21 protein-coding genes and 1 tRNA gene are annotated in these 23,938 nt (G+C 42.4%); 8 read left to right on the top strand and 14 right to left on the bottom strand.

Annotated features, from left to right (window positions below):
- Window positions 1-113: 113 nt before the first annotated feature.
- Window positions 114-1,700, top strand: coding sequence for a YifB family Mg chelatase-like AAA ATPase (locus tag M0N77_RS11490; RefSeq protein ID WP_353105309.1), 1,587 nt, complete (start codon window positions 114-116; stop codon window positions 1,698-1,700).
- A gap of 35 nt (window positions 1,701-1,735) precedes the next feature.
- Here the strand turns inward: M0N77_RS11490 and M0N77_RS11485 are convergent, their stop codons facing one another.
- From M0N77_RS11485 to M0N77_RS11465, 5 genes are all read right to left on the bottom strand, one after another.
- A complete protein-coding gene (locus M0N77_RS11485; RefSeq protein WP_353105308.1) occupies window positions 1,736-3,445 on the bottom strand; it encodes a formate--tetrahydrofolate ligase in 1,710 nt (569 codons plus the stop codon).
- A gap of 56 nt (window positions 3,446-3,501) precedes the next feature.
- Window positions 3,502-4,179 (bottom strand): phosphoglycolate phosphatase, encoded by a 678-nt coding sequence (locus tag M0N77_RS11480; RefSeq protein ID WP_353105307.1) that lies wholly within the window; start codon window positions 4,177-4,179, stop codon window positions 3,502-3,504.
- Window positions 4,180-4,343: 164 nt separating this feature from the next.
- A complete protein-coding gene (locus tag M0N77_RS11475) occupies window positions 4,344-4,844 on the bottom strand; it encodes a DUF4385 domain-containing protein (protein ID WP_353105306.1) in 501 nt (166 codons plus the stop codon).
- A gap of 170 nt (window positions 4,845-5,014) precedes the next feature.
- Window positions 5,015-5,090 (bottom strand) — tRNA-Phe (locus tag M0N77_RS11470).
- A gap of 93 nt (window positions 5,091-5,183) precedes the next feature.
- On the bottom strand, window positions 5,184-5,606 hold the full coding sequence (locus M0N77_RS11465) for a hypothetical protein (protein ID WP_353105305.1): 423 nt from the start codon (window positions 5,604-5,606) through the stop codon (window positions 5,184-5,186).
- A 192-nt stretch (window positions 5,607-5,798) separates the two neighbouring features.
- On the opposite strand from M0N77_RS11465, the gene hisB reads away from it, so the two are divergent.
- The 4 genes from hisB (at window position 5,799) to M0N77_RS11445 (ending at window position 8,834) form a co-directional block, all read left to right on the top strand.
- Window positions 5,799-6,437: an imidazoleglycerol-phosphate dehydratase HisB gene (hisB, locus tag M0N77_RS11460; protein WP_353105634.1), complete on the top strand. Its 639-nt coding sequence runs from the start codon at window positions 5,799-5,801 to the stop codon at window positions 6,435-6,437.
- A complete protein-coding gene (hisH, locus tag M0N77_RS11455; RefSeq protein WP_353105304.1) occupies window positions 6,438-7,082 on the top strand; it encodes an imidazole glycerol phosphate synthase subunit HisH in 645 nt (214 codons plus the stop codon).
- A 230-nt stretch (window positions 7,083-7,312) separates the two neighbouring features.
- Window positions 7,313-7,690 (top strand): hypothetical protein, encoded by a 378-nt coding sequence (locus M0N77_RS11450; protein ID WP_353105303.1) that lies wholly within the window; start codon window positions 7,313-7,315, stop codon window positions 7,688-7,690.
- Between the two features lie 202 nt (window positions 7,691-7,892).
- Window positions 7,893-8,834, top strand: a complete 942-nt coding sequence (locus tag M0N77_RS11445; protein ID WP_353105302.1) for a DJ-1/PfpI family protein — start codon at window positions 7,893-7,895, stop codon at window positions 8,832-8,834.
- Window positions 8,835-8,931: 97 nt separating this feature from the next.
- Here M0N77_RS11445 and M0N77_RS11440 read toward each other — a convergent pair whose 3' ends face one another.
- The 3 genes from M0N77_RS11440 to M0N77_RS11430 form a co-directional block, all read right to left on the bottom strand.
- Complete coding sequence (locus M0N77_RS11440) at window positions 8,932-9,504, bottom strand: hypothetical protein (RefSeq protein ID WP_353105301.1); 573 nt, start codon at window positions 9,502-9,504, stop codon at window positions 8,932-8,934.
- The gene (locus M0N77_RS11435; protein ID WP_353105300.1) at window positions 9,501-10,919 is read right to left on the bottom strand and encodes an AAA family ATPase; all 1,419 of its coding nucleotides are present in this window, start codon (window positions 10,917-10,919) and stop codon (window positions 9,501-9,503) included. The genes M0N77_RS11440 and M0N77_RS11435 overlap by 4 nt, the downstream gene beginning before the upstream one ends.
- Window positions 10,920-11,022: 103 nt before the next feature.
- Window positions 11,023-12,339, bottom strand: a complete 1,317-nt coding sequence (locus tag M0N77_RS11430) for a valine--pyruvate transaminase (protein ID WP_353105299.1) — start codon at window positions 12,337-12,339, stop codon at window positions 11,023-11,025.
- Between the two features lie 536 nt (window positions 12,340-12,875).
- On the opposite strand from M0N77_RS11430, the gene M0N77_RS11425 reads away from it, so the two are divergent.
- The 3 genes from M0N77_RS11425 to M0N77_RS11415 all read left to right on the top strand — a co-directional run bounded on the left by M0N77_RS11425 (window position 12,876) and on the right by M0N77_RS11415 (window position 15,601).
- Complete coding sequence (locus tag M0N77_RS11425; RefSeq protein WP_353105298.1) at window positions 12,876-13,292, top strand: DUF6530 family protein; 417 nt, start codon at window positions 12,876-12,878, stop codon at window positions 13,290-13,292.
- Between the two features lie 241 nt (window positions 13,293-13,533).
- Window positions 13,534-14,286 (top strand): IS5 family transposase, encoded by a 753-nt coding sequence (locus tag M0N77_RS11420; RefSeq protein ID WP_353103125.1) that lies wholly within the window; start codon window positions 13,534-13,536, stop codon window positions 14,284-14,286.
- Window positions 14,237-15,601: a PIN-like domain-containing protein gene (locus tag M0N77_RS11415; RefSeq protein WP_353105297.1), complete on the top strand. Its 1,365-nt coding sequence runs from the start codon at window positions 14,237-14,239 to the stop codon at window positions 15,599-15,601. Before M0N77_RS11420 ends, M0N77_RS11415 begins: the two co-directional genes overlap by 50 nt.
- 445 nt (window positions 15,602-16,046) lie before the next feature.
- Here the strand turns inward: M0N77_RS11415 and M0N77_RS11410 are convergent, their stop codons facing one another.
- The 6 genes from M0N77_RS11410 to nhaD form a co-directional block, all read right to left on the bottom strand.
- Complete coding sequence (locus tag M0N77_RS11410) at window positions 16,047-18,701, bottom strand: FtsX-like permease family protein (protein ID WP_353105296.1); 2,655 nt, start codon at window positions 18,699-18,701, stop codon at window positions 16,047-16,049.
- Window positions 18,679-19,401: an ABC transporter ATP-binding protein gene (locus M0N77_RS11405; protein ID WP_353105295.1), complete on the bottom strand. Its 723-nt coding sequence runs from the start codon at window positions 19,399-19,401 to the stop codon at window positions 18,679-18,681. Before M0N77_RS11405 ends, M0N77_RS11410 begins: the two co-directional genes overlap by 23 nt.
- Complete coding sequence (locus tag M0N77_RS11400; RefSeq protein ID WP_353105294.1) at window positions 19,398-20,246, bottom strand: arylesterase; 849 nt, start codon at window positions 20,244-20,246, stop codon at window positions 19,398-19,400. The genes M0N77_RS11405 and M0N77_RS11400 overlap by 4 nt, the downstream gene beginning before the upstream one ends.
- Window positions 20,247-20,340: 94 nt before the next feature.
- Window positions 20,341-21,597 (bottom strand): MFS transporter, encoded by a 1,257-nt coding sequence (locus M0N77_RS11395; protein ID WP_353105293.1) that lies wholly within the window; start codon window positions 21,595-21,597, stop codon window positions 20,341-20,343.
- 342 nt (window positions 21,598-21,939) lie between these two features.
- On the bottom strand, window positions 21,940-22,185 hold the full coding sequence (nqrM, locus tag M0N77_RS11390; RefSeq protein ID WP_353105292.1) for a (Na+)-NQR maturation NqrM: 246 nt from the start codon (window positions 22,183-22,185) through the stop codon (window positions 21,940-21,942).
- A gap of 152 nt (window positions 22,186-22,337) precedes the next feature.
- Window positions 22,338-23,858: a sodium:proton antiporter NhaD gene (gene nhaD, locus M0N77_RS11385; protein ID WP_353105291.1), complete on the bottom strand. Its 1,521-nt coding sequence runs from the start codon at window positions 23,856-23,858 to the stop codon at window positions 22,338-22,340.
- Between the last annotated feature and the right edge of the window lie 80 nt (window positions 23,859-23,938).

Below are 23,938 nucleotides of genomic sequence, written 5' to 3'. Positions count from 1 at the left end.
ATAAAACTGAACTCAATCATAAAAATTAAGTTTCATAAATTAAAAAAAAGACAACATTTGCACGCTGATAGTGAATCCTCTATTATTAATACTCCCTTTACTAGGAAGTACTTATGTCATTTGCGCAAGTTTATACCCGTTCCGTTGTTGGTTTACATGCGCCAAAGGTGATTATTGAAGTGCATTTATCACAAGGACTGCCAGCACTTACCATTGTCGGTTTACCAGAGGCTACAGTACGAGAGAGTAAAGATCGGGTACGCTCTGCTATCTTAAATTCTGGCTTTCAGTTTCCTAATCGGCGCTTAACTATCAATCTAGCTCCAGCCGATCTGCCAAAAGATGGCGCAAGGCTTGATTTGCCTATTGCTATTGGTATTTTGGCCGCTAGTGATCAGCTTGATCCTCAAGTGCTAGCAGGGTTTGAGTTTATAGGAGAGCTAGCATTAAATGGCGATTTGCGCCAGATAACCGGAGGCCTTGCAGTAGCACGTGCGATAAAGGCAGAAGCGCTAGCTGTTAACACAGCAGTGTCATCAAAAGATGTCGATCACACCAAAAAAGATATGCTTGAAAGCGCTGTCGCTGTTCAGACGCCGCAACTGGTTTTGCCTCTCGTCAACGGCGCTGAAGCCAGCCGAGTCGAGGGAGTAGAGATATTAGGCGCAGAAAGCCTAAAAGCGGTCTGTGATCACCTGCAAGCTTTGACTAATCCTAATGCTAGCTATGAGAGGTTAGCTACCGTAGAGCCCGCGCCTGCGCAGCAGCATACCGGTTATCAAGTCGATCTTGCCGATGTCAAAGGTCAGCATCATGCGCGTCGTGCGCTTGAGATCGCCGCAGCTGGCGGGCATTCATTGTTACTTACCGGGCCGCCCGGTTCTGGTAAAACCTTAATGGCAGCGCGGTTGCCGACTATACTGCCAGATTTGAGCGCTGAAGATGCTCTAGAGGTTGCTAGTACTTATTCGGTTGCCGATAGCGATTATGACTATGGCACCAGACCCTTCAGACAAGTTCATCATACTATATCAGCTGTAGCTTTGGTTGGTGGTGGCTCACGACCCAAACCTGGCGAGATTACGCTTGCAAATCGTGGAGTTTTATTTTTGGATGAGTTGCCTGAGTTTGAGCGTAGTGTATTAGAGGTGTTGCGCCAGCCATTAGAGGCTAAGCAAATCACTATTAGCCGCGCTAACTCACAAATGACCTTTCCGGCAAACTTTCAATTGGTGGCGGCGATGAATCCTTGTCCTTGTGGTTATGACGGTGACCCCTCAGGCAGATGTCGCTGTCGTCCCGAACAGATTAAACGCTATCAAGATAAGCTCTCAGGGCCGCTACTCGATCGTATTGATTTGCATATCACTGTACCGGCACTGCCGATTGCCGATTTACAAAACGCGCAAGCAGGTGAGAGCTCAGAACAAGTACGCAATCGCGTGTCAGCCGCGCATAAACGGCAATTGACCAGGCAAAATAAGGTTAACAATGAGCTTAGCCCAAGTGAGCTTGATAGTTACGTAACGTTAGGCGAAAGCGAACAGCAATTATTACAGATGGCGCAGCAGCGCCTTAATCTATCGGCGCGCGGCTATCACCGTGTGTTACGAGTTGCCCGTACTATTGCTGATTTAGCTGATAGTGAAGGCATTACTAGTGTCCACGTTTCAGAAGCGCTTAGTTATCGTGGTAAATAATGTCTGTTAAATATTTGAGCTTCACTGACAGCGACTTAAAACAGACCAGTAATATTGCCTTCAATATCGACATCGATACGCTCCGCCGATGGTATTTTGGGTAATCCCGGCATTTTCATGATAGGACCACAAATGACGATAATAAATCCAGCACCGGAGGAGATACTAATATCACGTACATGAATATCAAAGCCTGTTGGTCGCCCTAACAATTTGGCATCATCGCTGAGAGAATACTGAGTTTTGGCAATACAGATCGGCATTTTATCCAAACCCAACGCTTCTAACTGGCGGATTTTTGCCTGAGCTAGGCTGCTAATCTCGATATTATCGGCACCATAAATACGCTGCGCTATAGTACGGATTTTATAGGCGATACTATTATCGCTATCGTAAGCTAATTTAAAAGTATTAGGCTGGTTTTTGCGCTCTTCTAGTAAGCTTAGTAAGGTATGGGCTAACTCCTCACCACCAGCGCCGCCTTGCTCCCAGACTTTAGTGATAGCAACTTCCACGCCCTTTTCTTTACAAGCCCGCCTAACTAGTTCTACCTCAGCGTCAGTATCGCTAACGAAATGATTTATGGAGACCACGACCGGTAGTCCATAAACCTCGCGCATATTTTCGATATGCTTGAATAAATTAGGCAAACCTTGTTCGAGTGCTACTAAGTTCTCGGTAGTAAGCTCATCTTTTTTGATGCCGCCATTGTATTTAAGCGCGCGAATGGTAGCGACAATGACCGCCGCATCTGGCGTTAGTCCTGACAGGCGACATTTAATATCACAGAATTTTTGCGCGCCAAGATCAGCGCCAAAGCCTGCCTCGGTCAGGGTATAATCGGCTAAATGCTGCGCGGTACGAGTGGCGATGACAGAATTGCAGCCGTGAGCGATATTGGCAAATGGACCGCCATGGACGATAGCTGGCGTGCCCTCAATGGTTTGTACTAAATTTGGCTTAATCGCTTCTTTAAGTAGCGCGGTCATTGCGCCTTGCGCCTTGAGATCTTTGGCATAGATAGGCTGTTTGTCTTTATTATAGGCGACTAAGATATTACCCAAACGCTGTTTAAGATCGCTCAAATCAGTCGCTAAGCAAAAGATAGCCATCACCTCAGAGGCAACGGTAATATCAAAACCATCTTCGCGAATCACCCCATCGGTGCGCTTACCTAGGCCGCTGACGATATTACGCAATTGCCGATCATTCATATCTACCGCGCGCCGCCAAACCACTTGCTTAGGGTCGATATTTAGCTCGTTGCCTTGATAAATATGATTATCCAGTAGCGCCGCAAGTAAGTTATTCGCCGCACCAATCGCATGAAAGTCGCCAGTAAAATGTAGATTAATATCTTCCATCGGTAGCACTTGCGCGTAACCGCCTCCAGCCGCGCCGCCTTTGATGCCAAACACTGGCCCTAAAGATGGCTCACGTAGGGCAACGGTAGTCAATTTACCATTATTTTGTTGTTTATGAATACGGTTAAGGGCATCCGCTAAGCCAATAGTAACCGTGGTTTTGCCTTCACCAGCCGGCGTTGGGTTGATAGCGGTGACGAGTATAAGCTTGCTGTCTTTGTTTTTGGCAGGTCTGGCGAAGACTGCGTTTGGGTTTATCTTAGCCTTATAATGACCATAAGGCTCTATATTTTCCATCACTAGACCAAGCTTTTTGACGATATTTTCGATAGGTTGTAGCGTCGCGTTTTGGGCAATAGCAATATCGCTTGGAACGGTCATATAAAGACTCTCTGTCAGGGTATTATTAGTATTGTTAATGATAATGAAATAAAGGTTTAGCTCAGCAGAAAATCAAGCAAGTCGGCAAAGTTATCAAAGGCGTGAGTGGGGCGACTATCGCGGATATCTTGACCATAATTGTAGCCGTAAGCTAAGCCAATAGTATCGATACCGGCGCGCTGACCGGCATAGATGTCATTGATAGAATCGCCAATCATCAGCGCTTGCTGTGGAGTAAAGTTAAGGGTTTCACAGGTATGCAGTAATGGAAGAGGGTCCGGCTTTTTTACCGCTAAACTATCGCCGCCTAATACTAGCGCGAAAAGTGGCGTCCAGCCTAGACTATCGAGTATTTTTGGCACAAAGCGAATAGGCTTATTAGTGACTAAAGCTAAGGTAAAACCAGCATCATGTAGTTGTCTTAAACCTTTATCGACATCAGGATAAGCCGCGGTTTTGCTATCGCTGATATTTTTATAAGCCTCAAAAAACAACTGCTCAGCATGGTCGGCTTCTTCTGCATCTAATTCATCATCTACTATCAAAGTCTTGCCTAGCAAGGCTCTCTCTATCAATAATCGTGAGCCATTACCGACCCACTCTTTAATAGTCGCTAGCGAATAAGTCGGCTTACCAAGCTGCATAAGCATAGTATTAGTGGCATCCGCCAAATCCGGTACGCTATCAATCAAAGTACCATCAAAATCAAAAATTAGCAGTTGCTTATCTTGCATAAGGGTTTACTCATTATTATTGTTAGTAGTTTGAAGAATTGGCATATCCAAAAGGTTGTTTTTGAGCTATTACCTTAGCATAGCTGATATTAAGGCAACAGCTTAAGCTAAGTTATATTGATTTTAGAGTCAAACTATTTGGAGCCTAATTATAAAGTAAATTATTATTCAGCTTCTTTATAACGCGCGCGGTGTTCTTTTTTCATCCGAAGATAGTCTTCATTCTCGCGGCACTTATCCCATTTAGCTTTAAAGATACGCGCGGATTCGGCTTTAATAGGATCTTCCTCTTGCCGTGGCAGCTCTTCGCGGCCATGCGCGCCGCTTTGACCTTTTTTATCATCGGGCACCGGGCCTTTATATTTTTTGCCGCCTTTATGATTGGCGTAGCGTCTAGCACGAGTATAGCCCATTTGGATAAACTTACGCGCCATATCCGCACCAACAAAATCATCGTCTGCCAAATAATCCAAAAACATCTGATAAATAGTCTCGCTACTCTCAAGAGCAATATCAGGGGTGGCAAAGCGCCAGTGCGGCAAAATCTCTGACTTATAAGGCTCAACCAATAACACCCCTTGCTCGCCGCGACCGACCCGATACAACTCAGGATGCGCGCGCAGATCTAGATTTTTATAATCTAAGTCATAGTCAAACTCTCTCATCATCTACCCCTTTTATTACGTTTGCTAATTAGTATAATCAGCGAGTAGAGGCTATAAACAGCGTAATAGTGTTATCTAATAGTGAGGTTTTGCATATTAATACATTAACAAGCAGGCATAAAAAAACCCCAAACATTGCTGTTCAGGGTTTTCGAATCTAGTTAACGAAATGGTGGCTCGAGGCAGGATCGAACTGCCGACACACGGATTTTCAATCCGTTGCTCTACCTACTGAGCTATCGAGCCGTCTTCGTTAAGGTCGCTATTAAACTAAATATCAGCCTTGCTGTCAAGCTGTTTTTGCTTTTTTATGCTAAATAAGCCAATTTAATTTATAAATCAGCTTTTCACTCGTAATAGCTCGTACTCGCTCATAATCTGATGAATATCTTGATCGACAGGGACGAATTGTCTTACGCCTTTTTTGACTTCCGCATCGTAGACCAGTTTTATAAATTTGGCATCGATAGCACGGCCGCGATTTTGTTCGTGCACGGTTAGATATTGCAAGCGCTTAGCATCTGTTTGCCCGTCATCAAAGCAGCACACGGCGGCGATAGGCTTATCGTTAAACATACCCACATATAGATATTGCCCACGCTTAAACCCTTGCTCAATAAGTCCTAACACTTCCTCGCCACTAGGCTGATTATCATCACTATCATAAAGCGCATGCAATCGCTCGGCAAGCTCATTCTCGCGAGCAGGTTTTTTGATTAAAGGCGCGTTTAAGTCATTAATAGCTATGGCTTCTAAAGGCATAATGAGGTCCAAGTTTTATAAAGTGTCATAGTAAGGGGTTGATTGGAAATACTAATCTCACTATTTTAGCAGAATAAGGCGAATATGTGCGTGCTTTACCGTCCTGCCATAGCCGTTATAGCCGCGTTTTGCTATGATATCAGTAATCCAAAACCCTCTGATACAGACACCCTTTATTTATTGAGAGTAGCTATGAGTACTGATTCAAAATTGAACCCTGATCTAAATTTATATGGTCGTCCAGTTCGTACCGCCACTGTCGAGCGTAACACCGCTGAGACCCAAGTCACTTGCAGCGTCAACCTAGATGGCACCGGTCAAGGCACAGTCGATACAGGCGTACCATTTTTGGATCATATGATCGATCAAATCAAGCGTCACGGCCTGTTTGACTTAGATATCAAATGCACGGGCGACACCTTTATTGACGATCACCATAGCGTTGAAGATACCGGTATTACTTTGGGACAGGCTTTCCATAAAGCCCTCGGTGATAAAAAAGGCATTCGTCGTTACGGACATTTTTATGCGCCACTTGATGAGTCGCTCACTCGCGCGGTGGTTGACTTATCAGGCCGTCCAGGGCTGCATATGGACATTCCTTTTACCCGCTCGCATGTCGGTACTTTCGATGTGGATTTATTTAGCGAGTTCTTTTACGGTTTTGTCAATCACTCATGGATGACGGTACATTTGGATAATCTAAAAGGCAAAAACAGCCATCATCAAATCGAATCAACCTTCAAAGCCTTTGCTCGCGCCCTACGTATGGCTTGTGAATATGATGAGCGCGCGCTGAATACCTTGCCGTCGACCAAAGAGGCGTTTTAGATGAGTCGAACTACCAAAATTGCTCTATTAGATTATGGTATGGGCAACTTGCATTCCGTCAGCAAAGCTTTATCGCTAGTCGGTAGCGAGGTAGCCATTACTAACGATCCAAAAGTTGTCGCTGCTGCCGATAAAATCGTCTTCCCCGGTGTTGGTGCTATGCGCGATTGTATGATGGGTATGCATGATGCCGGAATTGATGACGTCGTACGCGCTGCTATCTTTAATAAGCCAGTTATGGCGATTTGTGTCGGTATGCAGGCGCTATTTGAGCGCTCTGCTGAGAATGGTGGTACACAATGTTTAGCTATCTTAGACGGCAGCGTAGAGGCTTTTGATCCGACGTGGATTGATGAGCAAGGCGCAACAATTAAAGTGCCGCACATGGGCTGGAATACTATTAGCGATATGGATTTAGTACATCCGTTATGGACAGGTATTGAAGATAAGGCGCATTTTTATTTTGTGCATAGTTATTATTGCGCGCCTACGGATCACTCCCAAGTCGCTGCTATTTGTGATTATGGTCAGCCGTTTTGCGCAAGCATCATTAAAGATAACTTATTTGCTACCCAGTTCCATCCAGAAAAGAGCCATACTGCTGGCTTGCAGCTGTTAAAGAACTTTGTAGAATGGGAAGTGTAATCAGCTAAGCGCTACTGGGATAAATTTTGTACAGCCTCTGGAGTGCGAAGCGCACAGCAAGCAAGGAAAATTTGTACCAGTAGCACGACACTATAAACGTATTGACAAACGTATCGACTTTATTTCGATTTGACTATAATGTGAAGCGCTAGGGTAAGTGGGCGAAAGCGTTGCTTACCCTTTTATTATTTGTTATGAGCTATTTTTAGCTCTCCTATGCGGAAAAACCAGTGGACTTCTCAACCTTCAAAATGAACATCATTGAGACAACCGGTCTTGCCAAGGACGCTTTGCATATCTACGTTGGTGTTAGTGTTTACTTGCTTTGTTTATTTATCCTACGCCCCATTATCAAAAAACAAGGTATCCGCTCAACCCTTGCTTTGCTAATCGTCATCGGCATCGCTTTACTAGGCGAGTATTTTGATAATCGCCATATTATAGTGCCAAAAGGTCTAATGGCTTTAGAGGGCTCTGATATAAAAGCCAGCATTCATGATCTGATTAATACGTGCCTGCTACCTTTGGTGCTCTACGCTTTAGCTATGTGGACAGCAATTTTTCAACCTACCGCATCCTCTAATAAGCTGTTAAAAAAACGAATCTAGCTTCTTTAACCGCTTTAATATTTTTCAGATATTTATTCTGCACTTACAAAGCTTACGAAATATAAAAACTCTCCTCTATTTAACGCTCCCTCGTTTTGTTACTTTATTCTCAGACAATAGCCAAATCGATATAGCTATTAGATTAATCGATTGATCTATTTATAACTATAAATAATAAAAAACCTATCAAAAAGGAGACGTTATGAACATGCAAGATCTTTTAGACAAAGCCAAAAATACTGTAGATAAGGCTAAAGACACCTTGGGCTTAGAGCCACAAGAAGTGGAGGCAGGGATCTATATTCCCTCAAAGTCCTCACTAAAAATAGCCGCGCCAAGCAAAACCAACTACGACAATACCGAGTACGATACGCCTTATAAAGGCAATAAAAAAATCATGATGGTCTGTACCGAGCAGCAGTACATGACTATGGAGAATGGTAATAAATTCGATACCGGTAATCATCCGGTAGAGATGATGGTGCCATTATTACATTTCAAAAAAGCAGGCTTTGAAGTCGATGTATTCACGCCGACAGGTGAGCCGGTAAAGGTCGAGCAATGGGCGATGCCAGAGGATGATAAAGACGTCAAGGCAATCTATAGTGAGTACGAGTCTAAGCTAAATAACCCAAAAAGTATCGCAGGCTTTGTCGCTAATGATATGGCTGATAGTGACGGCAATAACGAATATGCGGCTATCTTTATTCCCGGTGGTCACGGTGCGATGCTGGGTTTGCCTGAAGATAACAACCTCGGCGAATTGCTACGCTGGGGTCACGACAAAGATTTATTTGTCTTAGCGATTTGTCATGGGCCAGCAGCTTTATTAGCCGCTAATTTAGAAAGTCCTGATAGCTCAAATGCAGACGATAACACTAAGCGCGACTTTATTTTCAAGGGTTATAAAATGGTTGCCTTCCCAACCAGTATGGATAAGCAAATGCCAAAAATTGGTTATTTGCCAGGACCTATGCCATGGTACTTTGCAGAAAAGTTAGAAGATTTGGGCGTCACGATTAGCAATAAGCTTGCCTCAGGTCAGACGCATCAAGACAGAAAGCTGATCTCAGGTGATGGGCCATTAGCGGCTAATGACTTTGGTAAAATGAGTGCTAAGGCTTTGTTGAAAGAGCTGGGCTAGATCGTTTTCATAAGGTAATAGCATAAAAAACGGACTATTAAATAGTCCGTTTTTTGATTTTTATAATGAGCTGATATAGTTTCACTTTTTTTTGTTTCTATACAGATAATCTGACAAGTAAAAGCGGCTCAATATTGTCAGTGTTACAAACAGGCACTCTACCAATCATACCTATCAATTTATTTCTTAATACCTCTATCTCTTTTGGGTCAGTAGTCGACTTTAAGACAATTAACATTTGATAGTCCAAGTCACCGTGGTGACCATCTTTACGGCAGTAACGTTCTAAAATAGCGATAGAACCCATCCATTTGTTTTTGAATTCAGCAATCACCTCTGCCCAAATTCTACGCTGTACTATTTTGCTGGCTTTTTTTGGACTTGCACTTAATATCTGTGCAAAACTTGCACTGTCTTCTGATAGTATTGATTCAGCAATAATACAGTCTCTAATATCCTCAGTTAAATCCGTCAACTCTATAATTTGTACTTTATTAGCTATTTTATCGATTAAAAAGTAATCGGCTTGGCTCATCTGACCTTCTTTAAAACCAAGATAATTCCTTAAACCGCTGCTCTCATCAATTTTATAGCCGTAAAAGTCACAACATTCACCATCGCTATGCTGCATCAGCTGTTTAAATGGTTCTAAGTCGATACTGTCACTCACAGTAAATAACCTCGAATCATTAGGTTCTCGTAAGTCTCTAGCAGTTTTTTTCGAGCCTGCTCAATAGGGGATAAGTCTTCATCATCCATTGCTAATAATGTACCATCGGTCTGAAAATAATAAGTTGATAGCTCATCACTTACCTTTTGCTCTTGAGTGCTAATCTCAAACGCTTTTAGCATATCGCTACTGTGAGTTGTGACAATAACGTAAACACCGTTTTTGGCAAGCTCTACTAAGACATTAGCTAAAATAGCCTGCCATTCAGGGTGTAAGTTAGATTCAGGCTCGTCAATAAACACAAATGAGCCTTTATTAATGATGTTCTTGCTTAGCACTGCTTGAAAAATACCAAGATTGGTCATACCAAATGAAACTAGGCTTTTTGAGATGCTTTGACCTTTACTATTCTCAAAGGTTAAGTCACTATTTGCGGCTTTAAACTTACCTTGTAACTTGCTTTCTAGCTCATCAGCACATTTGATTATAAAGTCAGGGCGCTCTCCATCTTTGAAGTTAGCAAATAAGAGTTCTTTTAGGTCGAGGAAGTGTTTAGGAACACCTGTCAAGCGTTCGTTACTAATTAAATTAGAAACATATTTTTTAACATTGTCTTTGTTATCGATAATCGGTAATAATTTCCAATAAACAGGAGATTCAAAAAATATAACACGATTGACTTTATTATTATTTAACAGCTTTTCTTCGTGAAAAGAAGCCTTCACAGAGTTATCTTTTGAAATATTAATCTTAATTATATTTTTTATATTAAAAATAGCTTCTTTTGAATCCTTTTTCACTAACATACTTATTTCTGATACTTGAAAGTTACTTTTCAACTCATTTTCAATATTATCTTCTATAATTTTTATAAAGTAGTGTTTAGGCTCTTCTATAGCGAATAGTAACATATCAAGATTATTAGATAAGATTCTAGTAGTATATTTCAGTATTAAATTATCAAAATCTTTATTATTTTTGTCTTTACCTAGCTCTTCTAATGAGTTTACAACGTCAGAAAAAGCATCTTTAAAGAGTTTTATAGAATTTTTTGTACTCTCAAAGGTTTCTGAATCTACGTATATCAAACGGTATTTATTGTTACTCTTTAATTCATGCAGTAATTCCTCTACATGTTCTTTCAGATTGCTTATTACATCTAGCTTACGTACATTAAACCCTCTAGAGCCTATAAAATCGATAATTCTAGAAATATTATTATTAATGTCTAAATGTAATAAGTTCAACTCATTAAAAAAAACATCTAAGATAGTTACATTCAGTATTGAATACAAAAACTTAGTCACGAAGCTCTTCCCTGTACCATTCTCACCTGCAAGAATAGTTAAAGGCGTGATAGTAATATCAGCCTTTTCAATAGCTCCTAAGTTTTCAATGTGTATGTCATAATTCATCGTAGCTTTCCTAAATTTGGTAAAGCGTATTATTTAGCGAAGGTTTAGAATTTATTATCTGTTACCTTATTCTACCTTACGTAAGTATTAAAATCAGTAGAACCTACTCACCATAATATAACTCACGAACCACCTCACCAATCACCGCAATACCTTTAGTCAACGTGTCTTCATCGGCGGCAATACTCATACGAATACACTCATGCGCGTGCTTATAATCGCTAATATCGACACCAGGGAAGAAGTACTCACTCGGCACGATAAGCGTGCCTTTTTCTTTTAAAGTCTCATACAACTCAGAGGTGCTAATCGGCAAATCCTTAAACCACAACCACAAAAATATCGCACCCTCTGGCTTATGAATCACTAGCGGATAATCGCCCAATTCCTTTTTAAGTAGGGTAACTGCTGTCTTAGCTTGCTGCTGATAAAAAGGCTTAATCACGTCATCAGAGAGTTGCTTGATTCGGTCATCGGCTACCAGTGGCGTCGCAATCGCTGCACCAAAACGTGTTGGCGCTAAATTCACTACTGCATTCATGGCGCTGACCGCTTCTATCACCTCGCTATCGGCGACGATAATACCCGTACGCATTCCGGGCAGACCAATCTTAGATAAGCTAAAGCAAAGAATGGTATTGTGATCCCAGTTCAGATGCGCGTCTGAATAAATAATATTCGGGAAGGGCATACCATAGGCATTATCGATAATCAGCGGTATCTCATAGCGCTTGGCAATCTCAGCTAACCGCGCCATTTCCTCATCGGTCAGCACGTTACCCGTCGGATTGGTCGGACGCGAACAGCAAATCGCGCCAATACGGCCTTCTTTAAGCGCTGGCAAGTTCTCTAACGCCTCAAAATCCACTCGATATTTAAAAAATCCGTCCTCGCCTTCATGCGTGACCTCATCGATATGTGGCAATACCGCGGCAAAATGCTGACCTTCGACATGCACATCGCTATAGCCAATATATTCAGGCGTTAGCGGTAGTAGGATAGATTTGTCTATAGATTCGCTCTGTTCGTCAGCGAAAGCACCACCAAACAAGTTAAATAAATAGAAAAAAGCATTCTGCGAGCCATTGGTCAAAGCGATATTTTCTGCGCTCAAATTCCAATCATAATGACGATTGAAGAAGCTGACCAAAGCCTCGATAAAGGCGGCATCACCCTGTGGATTAGAATAATTCGCCATGCTGATGATTGAGGTGCTATTCGCTTCGCCTGTATCATTATCATTGCCAAGCTCTCGATAAGTCTGCAAAAACAGCTCATTCACCGCCTCAATCTTGGCAGGATTACCGCCGCCTAGCATGTTGACTGGCTGATCGCTTTTTAGCGCATCGCCCAAGTCGTCCATCAATTGCGAGATACCAGTGGGCTGGGTAAATTTCTGACCGAACTTTGAGAATTTCATAAGGGTACCGTGGGGCTGATGAGGGGTAGGAGTTATTTGCGTGCAAAGTGGCGCTATTATAGCAAATGCAAGGTACGGGTATAAGCGTAATAAAAAAACGCCCGCTAAATCAATAGCGAGCGTTCTGGGTTTGCTGTTTTAGGGTATTTGGGTTTTGGAGCTGATCTCGCCATCCGCTACTATCTTATATGCCCACTGGCGCGGTGACTAAAGGCTGATAGTGTTCCTGTTACCTCGATAACCCTCTCAGCCAAGTCCCCGCAGGCCAGCGGTCATATAAGTATACCCGCTATTGTCGAGGCTAAACCGCGCTTCAAGGCGACTATTGATAACTGGATGAAGAATGAGTAGGTATAATTTTTGGATTAAGTTGACCTATGGCTGCTTCACATCAAATTTATTAGTTTAAGTCGCATATAATATCTGTTGACAAAAGTTCTTTTTAGAAGTATGTTTTACTAACTGATTTAGTAAATAAGTTACTAAGTCAGTTAGTAAAATAAAATATATCTCTCATGAATATTAAGGGTCTAAATATGGATATACCTACTCATCTAAATCACAAACCAATTATAAAGCTAGAGAATTATTCAAGAATTGATGGTGCATATAGAAATGCTACAGATGTCCAAGGTTTATCGCTTGGAGTGTCGCAGTGGAGTGATGAAGATTTATCAGTAAAGGTTTGGCGTCATTCAGGTAAAAAGTGGTCTCGTATGTCTGAAGAATTGCCACTACATCGCGTTCTAGATTTAGCTAGCTTAGTTTGTTCAGCTTTGTCTTATGCTCAAAGAGACGTTTTATTAAGCGATGATAAATTCAGTATTACGACAAGTAATGATGCAGAATTAATAAATACTTTAAAACAAAAACTAAATACTGAATATGTAAAAAATAATCTAAACGAACCTCTTACACGCTTGTCACGTTTGTTAAATAACCTAGGTTATTAGTTAATTAGTAGTAATCGCGGGTTCAAATCAGTTATAAAAAAGGATAGATTAACGATATGAAAGATAAGTTTAAAAGCTTCTACCAGTTGAGTGATGAAGAGCTGAAAGCTATATGGTCTGATGAAAATACTATTTTTATATTCGATACTAGGGCGTGTTGAACATTGGCGACAAATTAATGGCAAAAAAAATAGCGAACGGTTAATCTTTAAGTTCTCACACAAAAAAGATATCGTTCGCTATGCCTCGCACTATGCTCAAAGATGAACACTGGACAAGACTGAAACCTATATTACTAGAACTTAATATCTATGACAAAGGAAATCTTAGACAAACGGTTGAAGGCGTGCTTTATCGCATGCGTGTTGGCTGTCCTTGGCGCGACTTACCCGAGTGTTTTGGCAAGCCTAATACCATCTATAAAGCTTACCAGCGCTGGTTTCGCAGTAATAAGCTGATGGCATTATTTACGTTACTGATCAAAGACGCAGACCTTGAGTGGGTCTTTATCGATGGCACTCATATTAAAGCGCATCAGCACAGCAGTAGTGGCAATGAGAATCTACAATCCATTAGTAAAAGTGTGGCAGGCCGCGCGACCAAGATTCACTTGGCAGTTGATGCGCATGGCAATCCGATCACCTTTATCTTGTCAGATGGCACAACCCACGATGTCAAAGTCGCACCTGATTTAATAGACAAGGTTGACTTGAGTAATACAGATGTTTTATGTGCCGATAAAGGCTATGATTCTGATGCACTACGAGCGCATATTGAACAATCAGGGACGCATGATAACATCCCTCGAAAAAGAAACACTCAGTCTTCTAACGACCATATGGACTGGGACTTATATAAAGCCAGGCATCTAGTAGAAAACGCTTTCGCTAAGCTAAAACAGTATAGGGCGGTTGCCACTAGATTTGATAAGCTCAAGCAGAGTTATGAAAATACGGTCGCTCTTGCTTGTGCTTATATCTGGCTCAAATTATGAATGTTCAACACGCCCTAATATTTTGTTAAATTTATACCAGTACTCTCAAGAAACTAGAGACGAGTTTTTCAAGGTACTGGAGGCGATTGAAAGCAGAGTTTGGATACCTTTCCATGTTGCCTTAGAATATCAAAGAAGAAGACTAGATATAATTAAGGATGAAAAGTCAGTATTTACTAAAATCAATAAAAAACTTGAAAATATAATAGGAATTGTAGAGAAGGATTTTTCTGATTTTAATCTAAAAGATAGAAACCCAGTTCTATTTGAAATGAAAGAGAAATTTAGAAAAGATATTTGTGGCTTAGTAGAGGGTTTCCAGCAAGATGTAAATATGCAGGATGATGCTCAGCCTTCTGTAAGGAGTGAAGACGAGGTAAGAGTCAAGCTAGATGAGTTGTTTATGAATAAAGTTGGAGAAGAGCCAAATGAGGAGTTCTTAAGAAAAACCTATGAAGGAGGTGAAACTAGATACAAGAAGAAAATTCCACCTGGCTATAAAGACAGTAATAAAGAGAAAAACCCTGAAGAAGCCAACTTTTTATTTAATGGTATTGAGTATCAACGTAAATTTGGAGATTTAATAATCTGGAAACAAATAGTTTCTTATTCTAAAGATTCTGATACATTAAAAAATGTAATATTTGTTACAGATGATTCAAAAGAAGATTGGTGGGAGATTATTGATTCTCGTGGTGAAAAAGTAATTGGTGCTCGACCTGAGCTTAAAAATGAAATTTATAAGGAAGCTGAAATAGAAAGTTTTAAAATGTATCACACCAATGATTTTCTTACCGATGCTGAAAAGTATTATGATATTTCCATTGATGAAACTGCTATTGATGAGGCGAAAGAGCATTTAAACTATTCCAAATATTTTGAATTAGATTTAATAGATGATTTGAATTCTGGTCAGAATATTGTAGATACGAGTAGTGCTGCTCAGAAACTTTGGAGTACTTTAAATGCTAGTCGAAATACTATAGATACTCGTAGTGAAATGCAGAAAATTTTAGATGATTTAGAAGCTAGTAAAAATATGCTAGATGGTCGTAGTGCTGCACACAAACTTTTTGATACTTTGAATACCAGTCAAACTGTTGTAGATACTCATAGCGCTGCACACAAACTTTTTGATACTTTGAACGCTAGTCAAACTGTTATAGATACTCGTAGCGTTGCTCAGAAACTTTCAGATGCCTTGAACGCTAGTCAAAATGCTATAGATACCCGTAGCAATATCCAGAAAATTTTAGATAATCTAGATACTAATCAAAATACTATAGATAAAAAAAGAAATGATGAAGATGATTAATTATAAATTGAAGGGTGTTCTGAAAAGTATGCTGTCGATAAAAATTAAGTAGGAATTCATAATTAATTTTCTGATTCTACAAGGCTTTCAAAGCTCCAAGAGTTGTTCAAGTTTTAATTGGTATGCTTTTCGATACACCACCATGGATTTAACTAATTAAAAATAGCTCTACAATATGAGAGTAATCAAAAAATTGCTTGAATTACTCTCATATCAATTTTTAAAATTGATTCAATCGTTGAGCATTTAACCTATCTATAGTCGATCCACTATAAAACAGACACAGTGCTACTGGGATGAATTTTGCGCAGCCTCTGGGGACGCAGCACGCAAGGAAAATTTATACCAGTAGCACGCTGGCATAGCTGTATTCTTTTTATTTAGGATTAACTATAGAAAGCTTTTCATTGACTATTACAACATTGTAAAAGTCTTAGCTCAACCACTAAACCATAGCCCGAACCCGAGCCATAATCCCACGTCCAATCACCAATCTCACATAAATAATAGCGATAGCAAACAGTAGCGCGATTAATAATGCGCCGCCAATGCCTAAGTTTACCCATGGCACACTAAAGCGTAGATTAAACCATTGGGTAATGGCAAACCATGCGCCAACACTAGCGATAGTCATCGCAAACACTGCCGCGCTAACGCCAAGTACCCCAATCTCCAAGATATTCAGCTTATATAAATCAGACTTCTGCATCCCTAATAATCGGAATGAGGCGCTCTCTTGCATGCGATCTTGTGAAGTCGAGAGTAGCGAGCTGATCAGCACCATAATTCCCGTCAATAGTGCGAGTAAGGTGAACACATAGACCAAGCGGCTCATCTGCGTGACTAAGTCTTGGATTTGCTCAGCGATAGCCGTACCATCGATAGTGGTTACCGCAGGGAACTGGCGTACTAGCTGACCTTGTAGCTCTGGAATACTGGCCTCTGGCACATGGGCAGTAGCAAACTGGATTTGCGGTGCAGCGGACAAGATATCTGGCTCAAACAAGAAATAGAAGAACGGACTTGGGCCACGCTCAAACCTTGAGCGAATACTAGTGATTTGTCCGGTCAGCTCGATACCTTGAATATTAAAGACAATCTGATCGCCCATACCGACGTTTAGCATATCGGCGGCGGTATCTAAAATAGATAATGGCTGAACTTGCTGTAGCTTTGAGGTTTGCGGATCTTGACCTTCGATAGTCGTATAAAGTTCATCTTTAGTCTCGGTATCCCTAATGAACTCAGTATCCATCACGCTATCGGCGTAGCTCAAGTTAAACACTCGCGTCGGATCATCTTGGTTATCAGGAGCTTCGATATCGGCAGCAGCGACGCCATTGGCTGTGACCACGCGCGCGCGGATAACAGGATAATAGCTGACAGGAGCACCAATGATATTATTAATCTCATCGTGCTGCTCAGTCTGCACATCGAGTAAAAATATATTCGGCGCGTCCTCTGGATAAGCATCGACGAACTGGGCGTTAATACTGTGATTGAGAGTAGTAATCAGCGTTAGTACTGCCACCGATAGCGCTAGGGTGACGAAGAATAGCGCTGATTGATTGCCTTTACGCGCCAGATTATGAATAGCAATGCGCTGCATCCAACTGACTTTACGACGCTTGGCAATGCTAGCTAGTAACCCTAACCAACCACGTGCCAATAACCAAAATACCGCCACAAAAGCAATCAGACCAATCAGTAATTGCGCTGAGAATAGCCAAGAGCCTACCTCAAAAGTAAAGAATAAATACAGGCCTACCAGCATCACGCTATACCAAACTAGCGGCAGACGTTGATACCAAGATTGAGTTGTTGAAGCTTGGCTAGCGCCTTGATTGAGTAGGGTAGCGGGTTTAGTAGTACTTAGCTCACTGAGACCGCGCTGGGTAATTACTATGGTGAGTAGGATAGCGATAATAAGCGTTTTGATAATACTAATAGGATTGATAGCCAAGCCAACATCGGCAGGCAAGATAGCCGCAAGATAGGGCTGACCGATTTGTATTAGTCCTAGACTAAGCACAACTGCAGCTATACTAGCGATAATTGACGTGGTTAATAATAGCCGATAGTAGCTGGCCTTGATTTGCTTAACCGGTTCACCCATCGCCATCCGAATAGCGTTATTGGCTTGCTGCTTAGTGACAAAAGCGGTGATAACCCCATACATAGCGACCGCTGATAATAGTAGTACCGCGATGACCAGTAATTTTAAAAACATCAATACATTATCAGAGATACGCGAAACGGCAGTCTCCTCAGAGTCGATATCAGAGAGCCGAATATCAGGATAGCTGGTTAAGGTTTGCTCTAGTTGCTCATCTAATGTGGCTATGGTTTCTTCATTTCCTGCCATCTCAATACGATAACGCACTCGGCTACGCTGACCGAGCAGGTTAGTCGCCGCTAAGCCGTCCTCTTGCATCAGCACATGACCACCGATATCAAAGGCGCTTAGCGGACGATCCGGCTCTTTGGTCAATACATCACTGATAGTAAACTGGCCATCGCCAATACTAATAGTATCGCCGACGCTAGCTTTAAGACCTTGCATGACTTCTGGCGCAACCACTACCGTGTTAGGTTTGAGCTGTTGCCATAACGGTTTGCCAGAGGCGGTTTGCGCTTCACCGTAGAGAGGATAAGCAGGGGTGACGCCTTTGATACGCACCAGCAAAGTCTGCTCGTCAGTCACTGCCATCGAGCTAAACTGATGATCAAAAACGATTTGGTCATCGGGCAAGGTTTTGACTTGCTCGAGGATATCGCTTGGCCACTCTTGGTTACTCTCCAGCACTAAGTCGCCACCAACCAGCGCGCGCTGATTATCGGTGATGTATTTATCGACAGATTGCTGAATAGAATCGAGTGTCAAATAAGTCGCGAGCGATAAGGTCAGGGTAATCAGGAATAACACCGGATAAACCCAGCGTCGCCACCAACTGCGGCTCAGCGCTTTGGTGCCTAAGGTAGTATTAAAAATAGCCGCTATATTAGAGATTACAGTAGTCACAAAATTTTGATTTGATTTATCGCTAGATAATTTGGTCTTATCATTATTAGCAGCATTATCCATTAACTTTTGATCCATCTATCATCCCATCGTGCATGGTAATCACCCGATCTGCCATTTCAGCAAGAGCCGCGTCATGGGTGACCACTACTAGCGCCGATCCCGTTTGTTGACGTAGATCTAATAATAGCTGCATCACTTGGTCCGCGTTTTGCTCATCCAAGTTGCCAGTGGGTTCATCGGCAAAGACAATTTTAGGTCGGGAGACCAAGGCACGCGCGACAGCGGTACGTTGCTGCTCGCCACCTGATAATTGACTCGGCAAGCTATCGCGGCGATGACCTAATCCGACCGCCTCAATCAGTTCATCAACGCGAGCCGCATCGGGACGACGGGCAATATCAAGTGGAAAGGCAATGTTTTCCGCTACGGTTAAAGTCGGCAATAAATGAAAGGATTGAAAAACAAACCCCATATCGCGTTGACGAATAGCGGCAAGCTTATCTTCATCAAGGCTGCTTAAAGTCTGACTCCCTAATTCAACCGAGCCGCTATTAGGGTAATCAAGCGCCGCAAGCAAACCTAACAAAGTTGATTTACCTGAGCCGGACTTGCCCATGATCACCACGAACTCGCCTGCGTTGACATAGATATCGACGTCTTTGATAATCATCAGCGAACGCTCGCCTACCGAGACGGTTTTGGTTAAGCCCGTGGCGCGCAGCAGCACTTCTTGGCTGTAGGCAGGATTTATATTATTAGCTTTTGTTAGGCTCATTGCTCAGTCTCAGTGGTAGACGTTTCTACAGGGGTCAGCGAGTTTGCTTGCATTGAGACGAGCATTCTATCGACCTCAGGCTTGAGCACAGGCAAGATATTATTATTGACGATAATGGTATAGCCCTCACGAGTCGGATGAATAGCATCGGCCTGATTAAGCTCGCTAATACCGCCCACGCCTTCTAAGAAGAACGGGATCATCTTTAGATTCATATCTTCAGCGATACGCGGATAAATAGCGGAGAAGGATTTGACATAATCATTACCGAGATTGTCATAAATCTGCATCCCTCCCAAGATGACCTCGCTACCGTTATCTTGCAGATGCTTGACTGCAGTGCGAATGTTGGCTTCTATCGTCTCTAATTCTAAACCGCGCATAGCATCATTCGCGCCGATGGTGAGGATAGTAATATCAGGTTTGGTTTGTGTCACCCAATCGAGACGATTGACCAGGCCCGTGCTAGTCTCGCCGCTTAATCCTGAATTGACGACTTCGACATTTTTATAGCCCATCTGTTTAAGCTGAGTTTCTAATTGCGCCGGATAGTTGTCATCTGGATCGACCCCTAAGCCTTCGGTCAGCGAATCGCCAAGCGCTAAAATAGTCAGCGGCTGTGATAGCGCCACCTCATTAATAGTGTCGGTATTAGCGTTGGTATCAGCCGTTTCGTTGACGGCTACAGGAGCCGTAACGGTTGTTGTTTCCGTGGTCTCTGGTTGGTTATTAGTCTCTGCTTCAGGCTTTTTTTGACAACCACTAAGCGTTAGCCCTGTGCTCACTATAGCGATAGCCATACCGTAAACAGGACTTTTGAAGCGGCTAAGATTTTTGTTTTTCATAACAGTCATGTCCTTTAATCAATCGAACCAGTTTAGCAAAATAAGCCGATAATCAATATTAGCTTAAAGTTAAGGCTGTTGGGTTTATTCTATCTTAAGCTTTTTTACCATCGACCATAATCGGACGGCTGACCAACCAAGCAATACCAACATTTATGATCATCAAAATCAGCGTAATAAATAGCGGTAGATCCCAATTGTCAGTGACTTCGTGCAGCCAGCCTGTTCCTAGTGGCCCAAAAAAGGCAAGTAGGTAACCGACGAACTGCGCCATCCCTGACAGCTCGCTGGCCTGATTGGTGGTATAAGTACGCATGGAAAATAGCATCATACTCAAAGTAAAGATCGCTGAGCAGCCTGCGCCCATCAGCCCCGACCATAGCCAAGCCAAATCGGTAGATGCATAACTTAAGCCAGCAATACCAATGACATTAAGCGTTGCTGCCAATACCGCTAGCGCTTGAATAGGACGACCACGATTGACCAGCCAAGTTAAGCTCAAAATAGATAGCGGCGCCATAAACTGAAACACCGACCCCATCTGCCCGGCGCTCACAGCGCTCATGCCTTTACTGATTAAAATCGAGGGTAAAAAACTAGCAACCGTATAATACAGTAGCGACTGAATACCCAAAAATATCCCTATCTGCCAAGCAAAGCCAGTACGCCAAATAGAGATGTTTGACGAGCCTTGCTCGGCGATAGGAACCGCTTGATCACTAGAGGAGCCTAAACGGATACGCAAAAATATCCAAATGATGATTGCAAAGACACCTAAGATTGACCAGCCGCCTAGCGCCCATTGCCAGCCCACCCACTCAGATAGAGGTAATACTACTCCGGCCACGATGCCCGCCATCACTGTCATCGTTAAACTAAATAAACCAGTAATCAGTGGAATGTTTTTTGGGGTGCGCTGTTTGATCACCGGCGCCGCCAGTGTATTAGCAAAACCAATCGCTAGAGTCAGCATAACCGTCCCGCTCAAAAACCCAAGCCAAGTCGGAATAGCAGTACGTATAACCATGCCTGCTGTTAATAGTACAATCATCGCAATTAAGGTATTCTCAATGCCAAAGCGCTTACCAATAGAGGGCGAAATCAATGCCCCCAAGGCAAAAGTCAACATAGGAACCGCGCCAAGCCAGCCTATCTGCGTCTCAGAGATATTGAGCGCTTCTTGTACCACCGGAGCGATAGAGCCGAGCGCTACAATAGGCGCCCGCATATTAGTGGCAAGCAAAATCATCGCACACAGCACTAGCCAAAAGGTGAATTTTGAAGAAGGCGGGTTGATAATGCTCGGTTTATTAGCATCTGACTTAGGAGGTAGATGAGCAGAGGTAGACATAGCAGCACTGTATATATTAGAAAAACGACACGTCATCAAAGAGTAGCGGCGCACCGTCACCCTTTAACAACACCAGAAAACTTTCACCGATAAGGTGGTAAAGTAGCACTAAAAATAAGCTTGCAGAATGCAAGATATAGATTTATTCATTCAGCGAGTATGACGATACAAATAGCAAATGATAAGTATCGCTATAAATTGAATCGTTTTATAAAAAGATAGCCTTAAGCTTATTAACTAAGCTTAAGGCTATTATAAGAGCAGTTTGAGTGGGCTACTACCAGCGTATGGTAACTAAAGCCAAGCTCAAAACAATTTTGTGTTCAGCTAACGATAGCGACTCTAAACTGATTTGCCTAACTGTGCTGCTTTTAACGCGGTTTGTTGCTGCTCAGCGATTACCGAATCGCATTTATTAGGATCATCACCGCAAAACGAGCACTTCTCATCACCCATCAGATTAGCTACACCGCCACAAGAGCCTTTAAGCGGCTGTTTTTTGAATAGATAACCGATACCCATAAATAAAAAGAACAACACAAAAACGGTAAAGGTAATGGCAAGTATGGGAAGGAGTTGACTAAGCATGGGGTAACCTCGGCTTATTTTATTTAGCCTAGCTTACAAGGCAGGCTATAAATGAATAGTTTATTCTATCATAAATAGCCTGTCGAAATAACTATAATAATCAGTCAGATAGCGCGGCAACTGTTTATAGCTTCGGCGCTAAAAGGCTGAGACTAGATGACATGAATAATAATGTAAGCCGCAGCTCCAGCCAAGTACCCTATAAGTGCTAGACCACTGATATGCTTGAGATACCACATAAAGGAGATCTTCTCCATGCCCATAGCCGCCACGCCTGCCGCTGAGCCGATAATTAAGCAGCTACCACCGACGCCGGCGCAGTATGCCAAAAAGTGCCAAAATGCGCCATCTTGTAAAAACTGGCTTTGGCGAGCCAGCTCTCCGCCGCTCAGTCTAGCCATAGCAGAGTCGGCAAGTAATGGGTACATCTTCATCGCACCCGCTACTAAAGGCACGTTATCCACTAATGATGATAACAGACCAATCAGGACGTTAATGACATATAAGTTGCCAAAAGTATTATCTAGCCAAGTGGCCATATCTAATAAGTGACCTGCAGTGGCTAGTGCTGATACTGCCAATAATATCCCCAAGAAAAACAAGATACTCGACATATCGACCCGAGTCAGTACGCCTACAACCGTCATACGCTGCTTGATATGCCAGTTATCATGACGATGCACCAGCTCAGTAAACACCCAAAGTACTCCGACTCCAAATAAAACCCCCATATAAGGCGGCAGTTGTGTCAAAGTCTTAAATACAGGCACGAAGGCTAAAGCCCCTAAACCTAATGCCAAAATACTTATGCGCATTCTACTAGTGACGCTATCAAGTGCGGCGGCATCTTCATCTTCTTCAGTCATCGCTACGGTAGCGGTAGAAGAGGGAAGACTGCTAAAGTTATTCTCTGCTAATCCTTGCTGAGTCATGACAGTTGCCTGAATCTCGCCGCTGTAGCTACCTAGATAGTTTATATTCGACGACTTGATGGGAGCTTTGGCAGGCTCTGGTCTATACACCTTTTGACCTTTAAACATAACGGTCAATATTAGTAGCGGTACCATAGCGGCAATCAAGCTTGGCACAATCAAATCCACAATGATATTACTGGCGGTAATTTGATTACCGATCCATAGCATAGTCGTAGTCACGTCACCAATCGGTGACCAAGCGCCGCCGGCATTAGCGCAGACTACCACGATACCTACAAACCACAAGCGTAGCTGCTTATCAGCCACTAATTTGCGTAATAATGACACCATAACGATAGTGGTCGTTAAGTTATCTAGCAGCGCGGAGAAGAAAAAGGTGAGCGCGCCAATTGTCCATAACAAGGTGACGGCATTAGTAGTGTGAATGCGATTGGTTATAGCAGCAAAGCCATCATGCGCATCAACCAACTCAACGATAACCATAGCTCCCATCAAAAAAAACAAAATCTCAGCAATCTCTGCTAAGTGATGTCGAAGTTCAGTATTGAGTATGGTAGTGGCATTCAGACCATCGGTGAGTTGATTGGCGAGCAAAGTATCTGCGCCAATCACTAATAGTGTCCAGACGATAACCGCCGTTAGCAGAGCTGAAGCGGCTTTATCTACATTGAGGTTATGCTCTAAAGCGATAGCAATATAGCCGAATACAAAAAATAGCGCCATCAAGGTATAAACCATCTCATATCCTTAGTACAAGTACATTTTGATAACATTCTCTTTGAAGCCTTCATTGTAGGCCTTTTACTAAGTTAAAACAG

The organism is Psychrobacter sp. AH5 (assembly GCF_040371085.1).
Lineage (GTDB): Bacteria > Pseudomonadota > Gammaproteobacteria > Pseudomonadales > Moraxellaceae > Psychrobacter.
This window is presented reverse-complemented; position numbering and strand designations above follow the sequence as displayed.

Coding starts and splice junctions, on each gene's coding strand:
- M0N77_RS11435 (WP_353105300.1), bottom strand. CDS start 10,919: ATGAATTATGACATACACATTGAAAACTTAGGAGCTATTGAAAAGGCT.
- M0N77_RS11480 (WP_353105307.1), bottom strand. CDS start 4,179: ATGCAAGATAAGCAACTGCTAATTTTTGATTTTGATGGTACTTTGATT.
- M0N77_RS11395 (WP_353105293.1), bottom strand. CDS start 21,597: ATGTCTACCTCTGCTCATCTACCTCCTAAGTCAGATGCTAATAAACCG.
- M0N77_RS11420 (WP_353103125.1), top strand. CDS start 13,534: ATGCCTCGCACTATGCTCAAAGATGAACACTGGACAAGACTGAAACCT.
- M0N77_RS11425 (WP_353105298.1), top strand. CDS start 12,876: ATGGATATACCTACTCATCTAAATCACAAACCAATTATAAAGCTAGAG.
- M0N77_RS11430 (WP_353105299.1), bottom strand. CDS start 12,339: ATGAAATTCTCAAAGTTCGGTCAGAAATTTACCCAGCCCACTGGTATC.
- M0N77_RS11490 (WP_353105309.1), top strand. CDS start 114: ATGTCATTTGCGCAAGTTTATACCCGTTCCGTTGTTGGTTTACATGCG.
- nhaD (WP_353105291.1), bottom strand. CDS start 23,858: ATGGTTTATACCTTGATGGCGCTATTTTTTGTATTCGGCTATATTGCT.
- hisH (WP_353105304.1), top strand. CDS start 6,438: ATGAGTCGAACTACCAAAATTGCTCTATTAGATTATGGTATGGGCAAC.
- M0N77_RS11410 (WP_353105296.1), bottom strand. CDS start 18,701: ATGGATCAAAAGTTAATGGATAATGCTGCTAATAATGATAAGACCAAA.
- M0N77_RS11465 (WP_353105305.1), bottom strand. CDS start 5,606: ATGCCTTTAGAAGCCATAGCTATTAATGACTTAAACGCGCCTTTAATC.
- M0N77_RS11475 (WP_353105306.1), bottom strand. CDS start 4,844: ATGAGAGAGTTTGACTATGACTTAGATTATAAAAATCTAGATCTGCGC.
- hisB (WP_353105634.1), top strand. CDS start 5,799: ATGAGTACTGATTCAAAATTGAACCCTGATCTAAATTTATATGGTCGT.
- M0N77_RS11485 (WP_353105308.1), bottom strand. CDS start 3,445: ATGACCGTTCCAAGCGATATTGCTATTGCCCAAAACGCGACGCTACAA.
- M0N77_RS11405 (WP_353105295.1), bottom strand. CDS start 19,401: ATGAGCCTAACAAAAGCTAATAATATAAATCCTGCCTACAGCCAAGAA.
- M0N77_RS11445 (WP_353105302.1), top strand. CDS start 7,893: ATGAACATGCAAGATCTTTTAGACAAAGCCAAAAATACTGTAGATAAG.
- M0N77_RS11415 (WP_353105297.1), top strand. CDS start 14,237: ATGAAAATACGGTCGCTCTTGCTTGTGCTTATATCTGGCTCAAATTAT.
- nqrM (WP_353105292.1), bottom strand. CDS start 22,185: ATGCTTAGTCAACTCCTTCCCATACTTGCCATTACCTTTACCGTTTTT.
- M0N77_RS11400 (WP_353105294.1), bottom strand. CDS start 20,246: ATGAAAAACAAAAATCTTAGCCGCTTCAAAAGTCCTGTTTACGGTATG.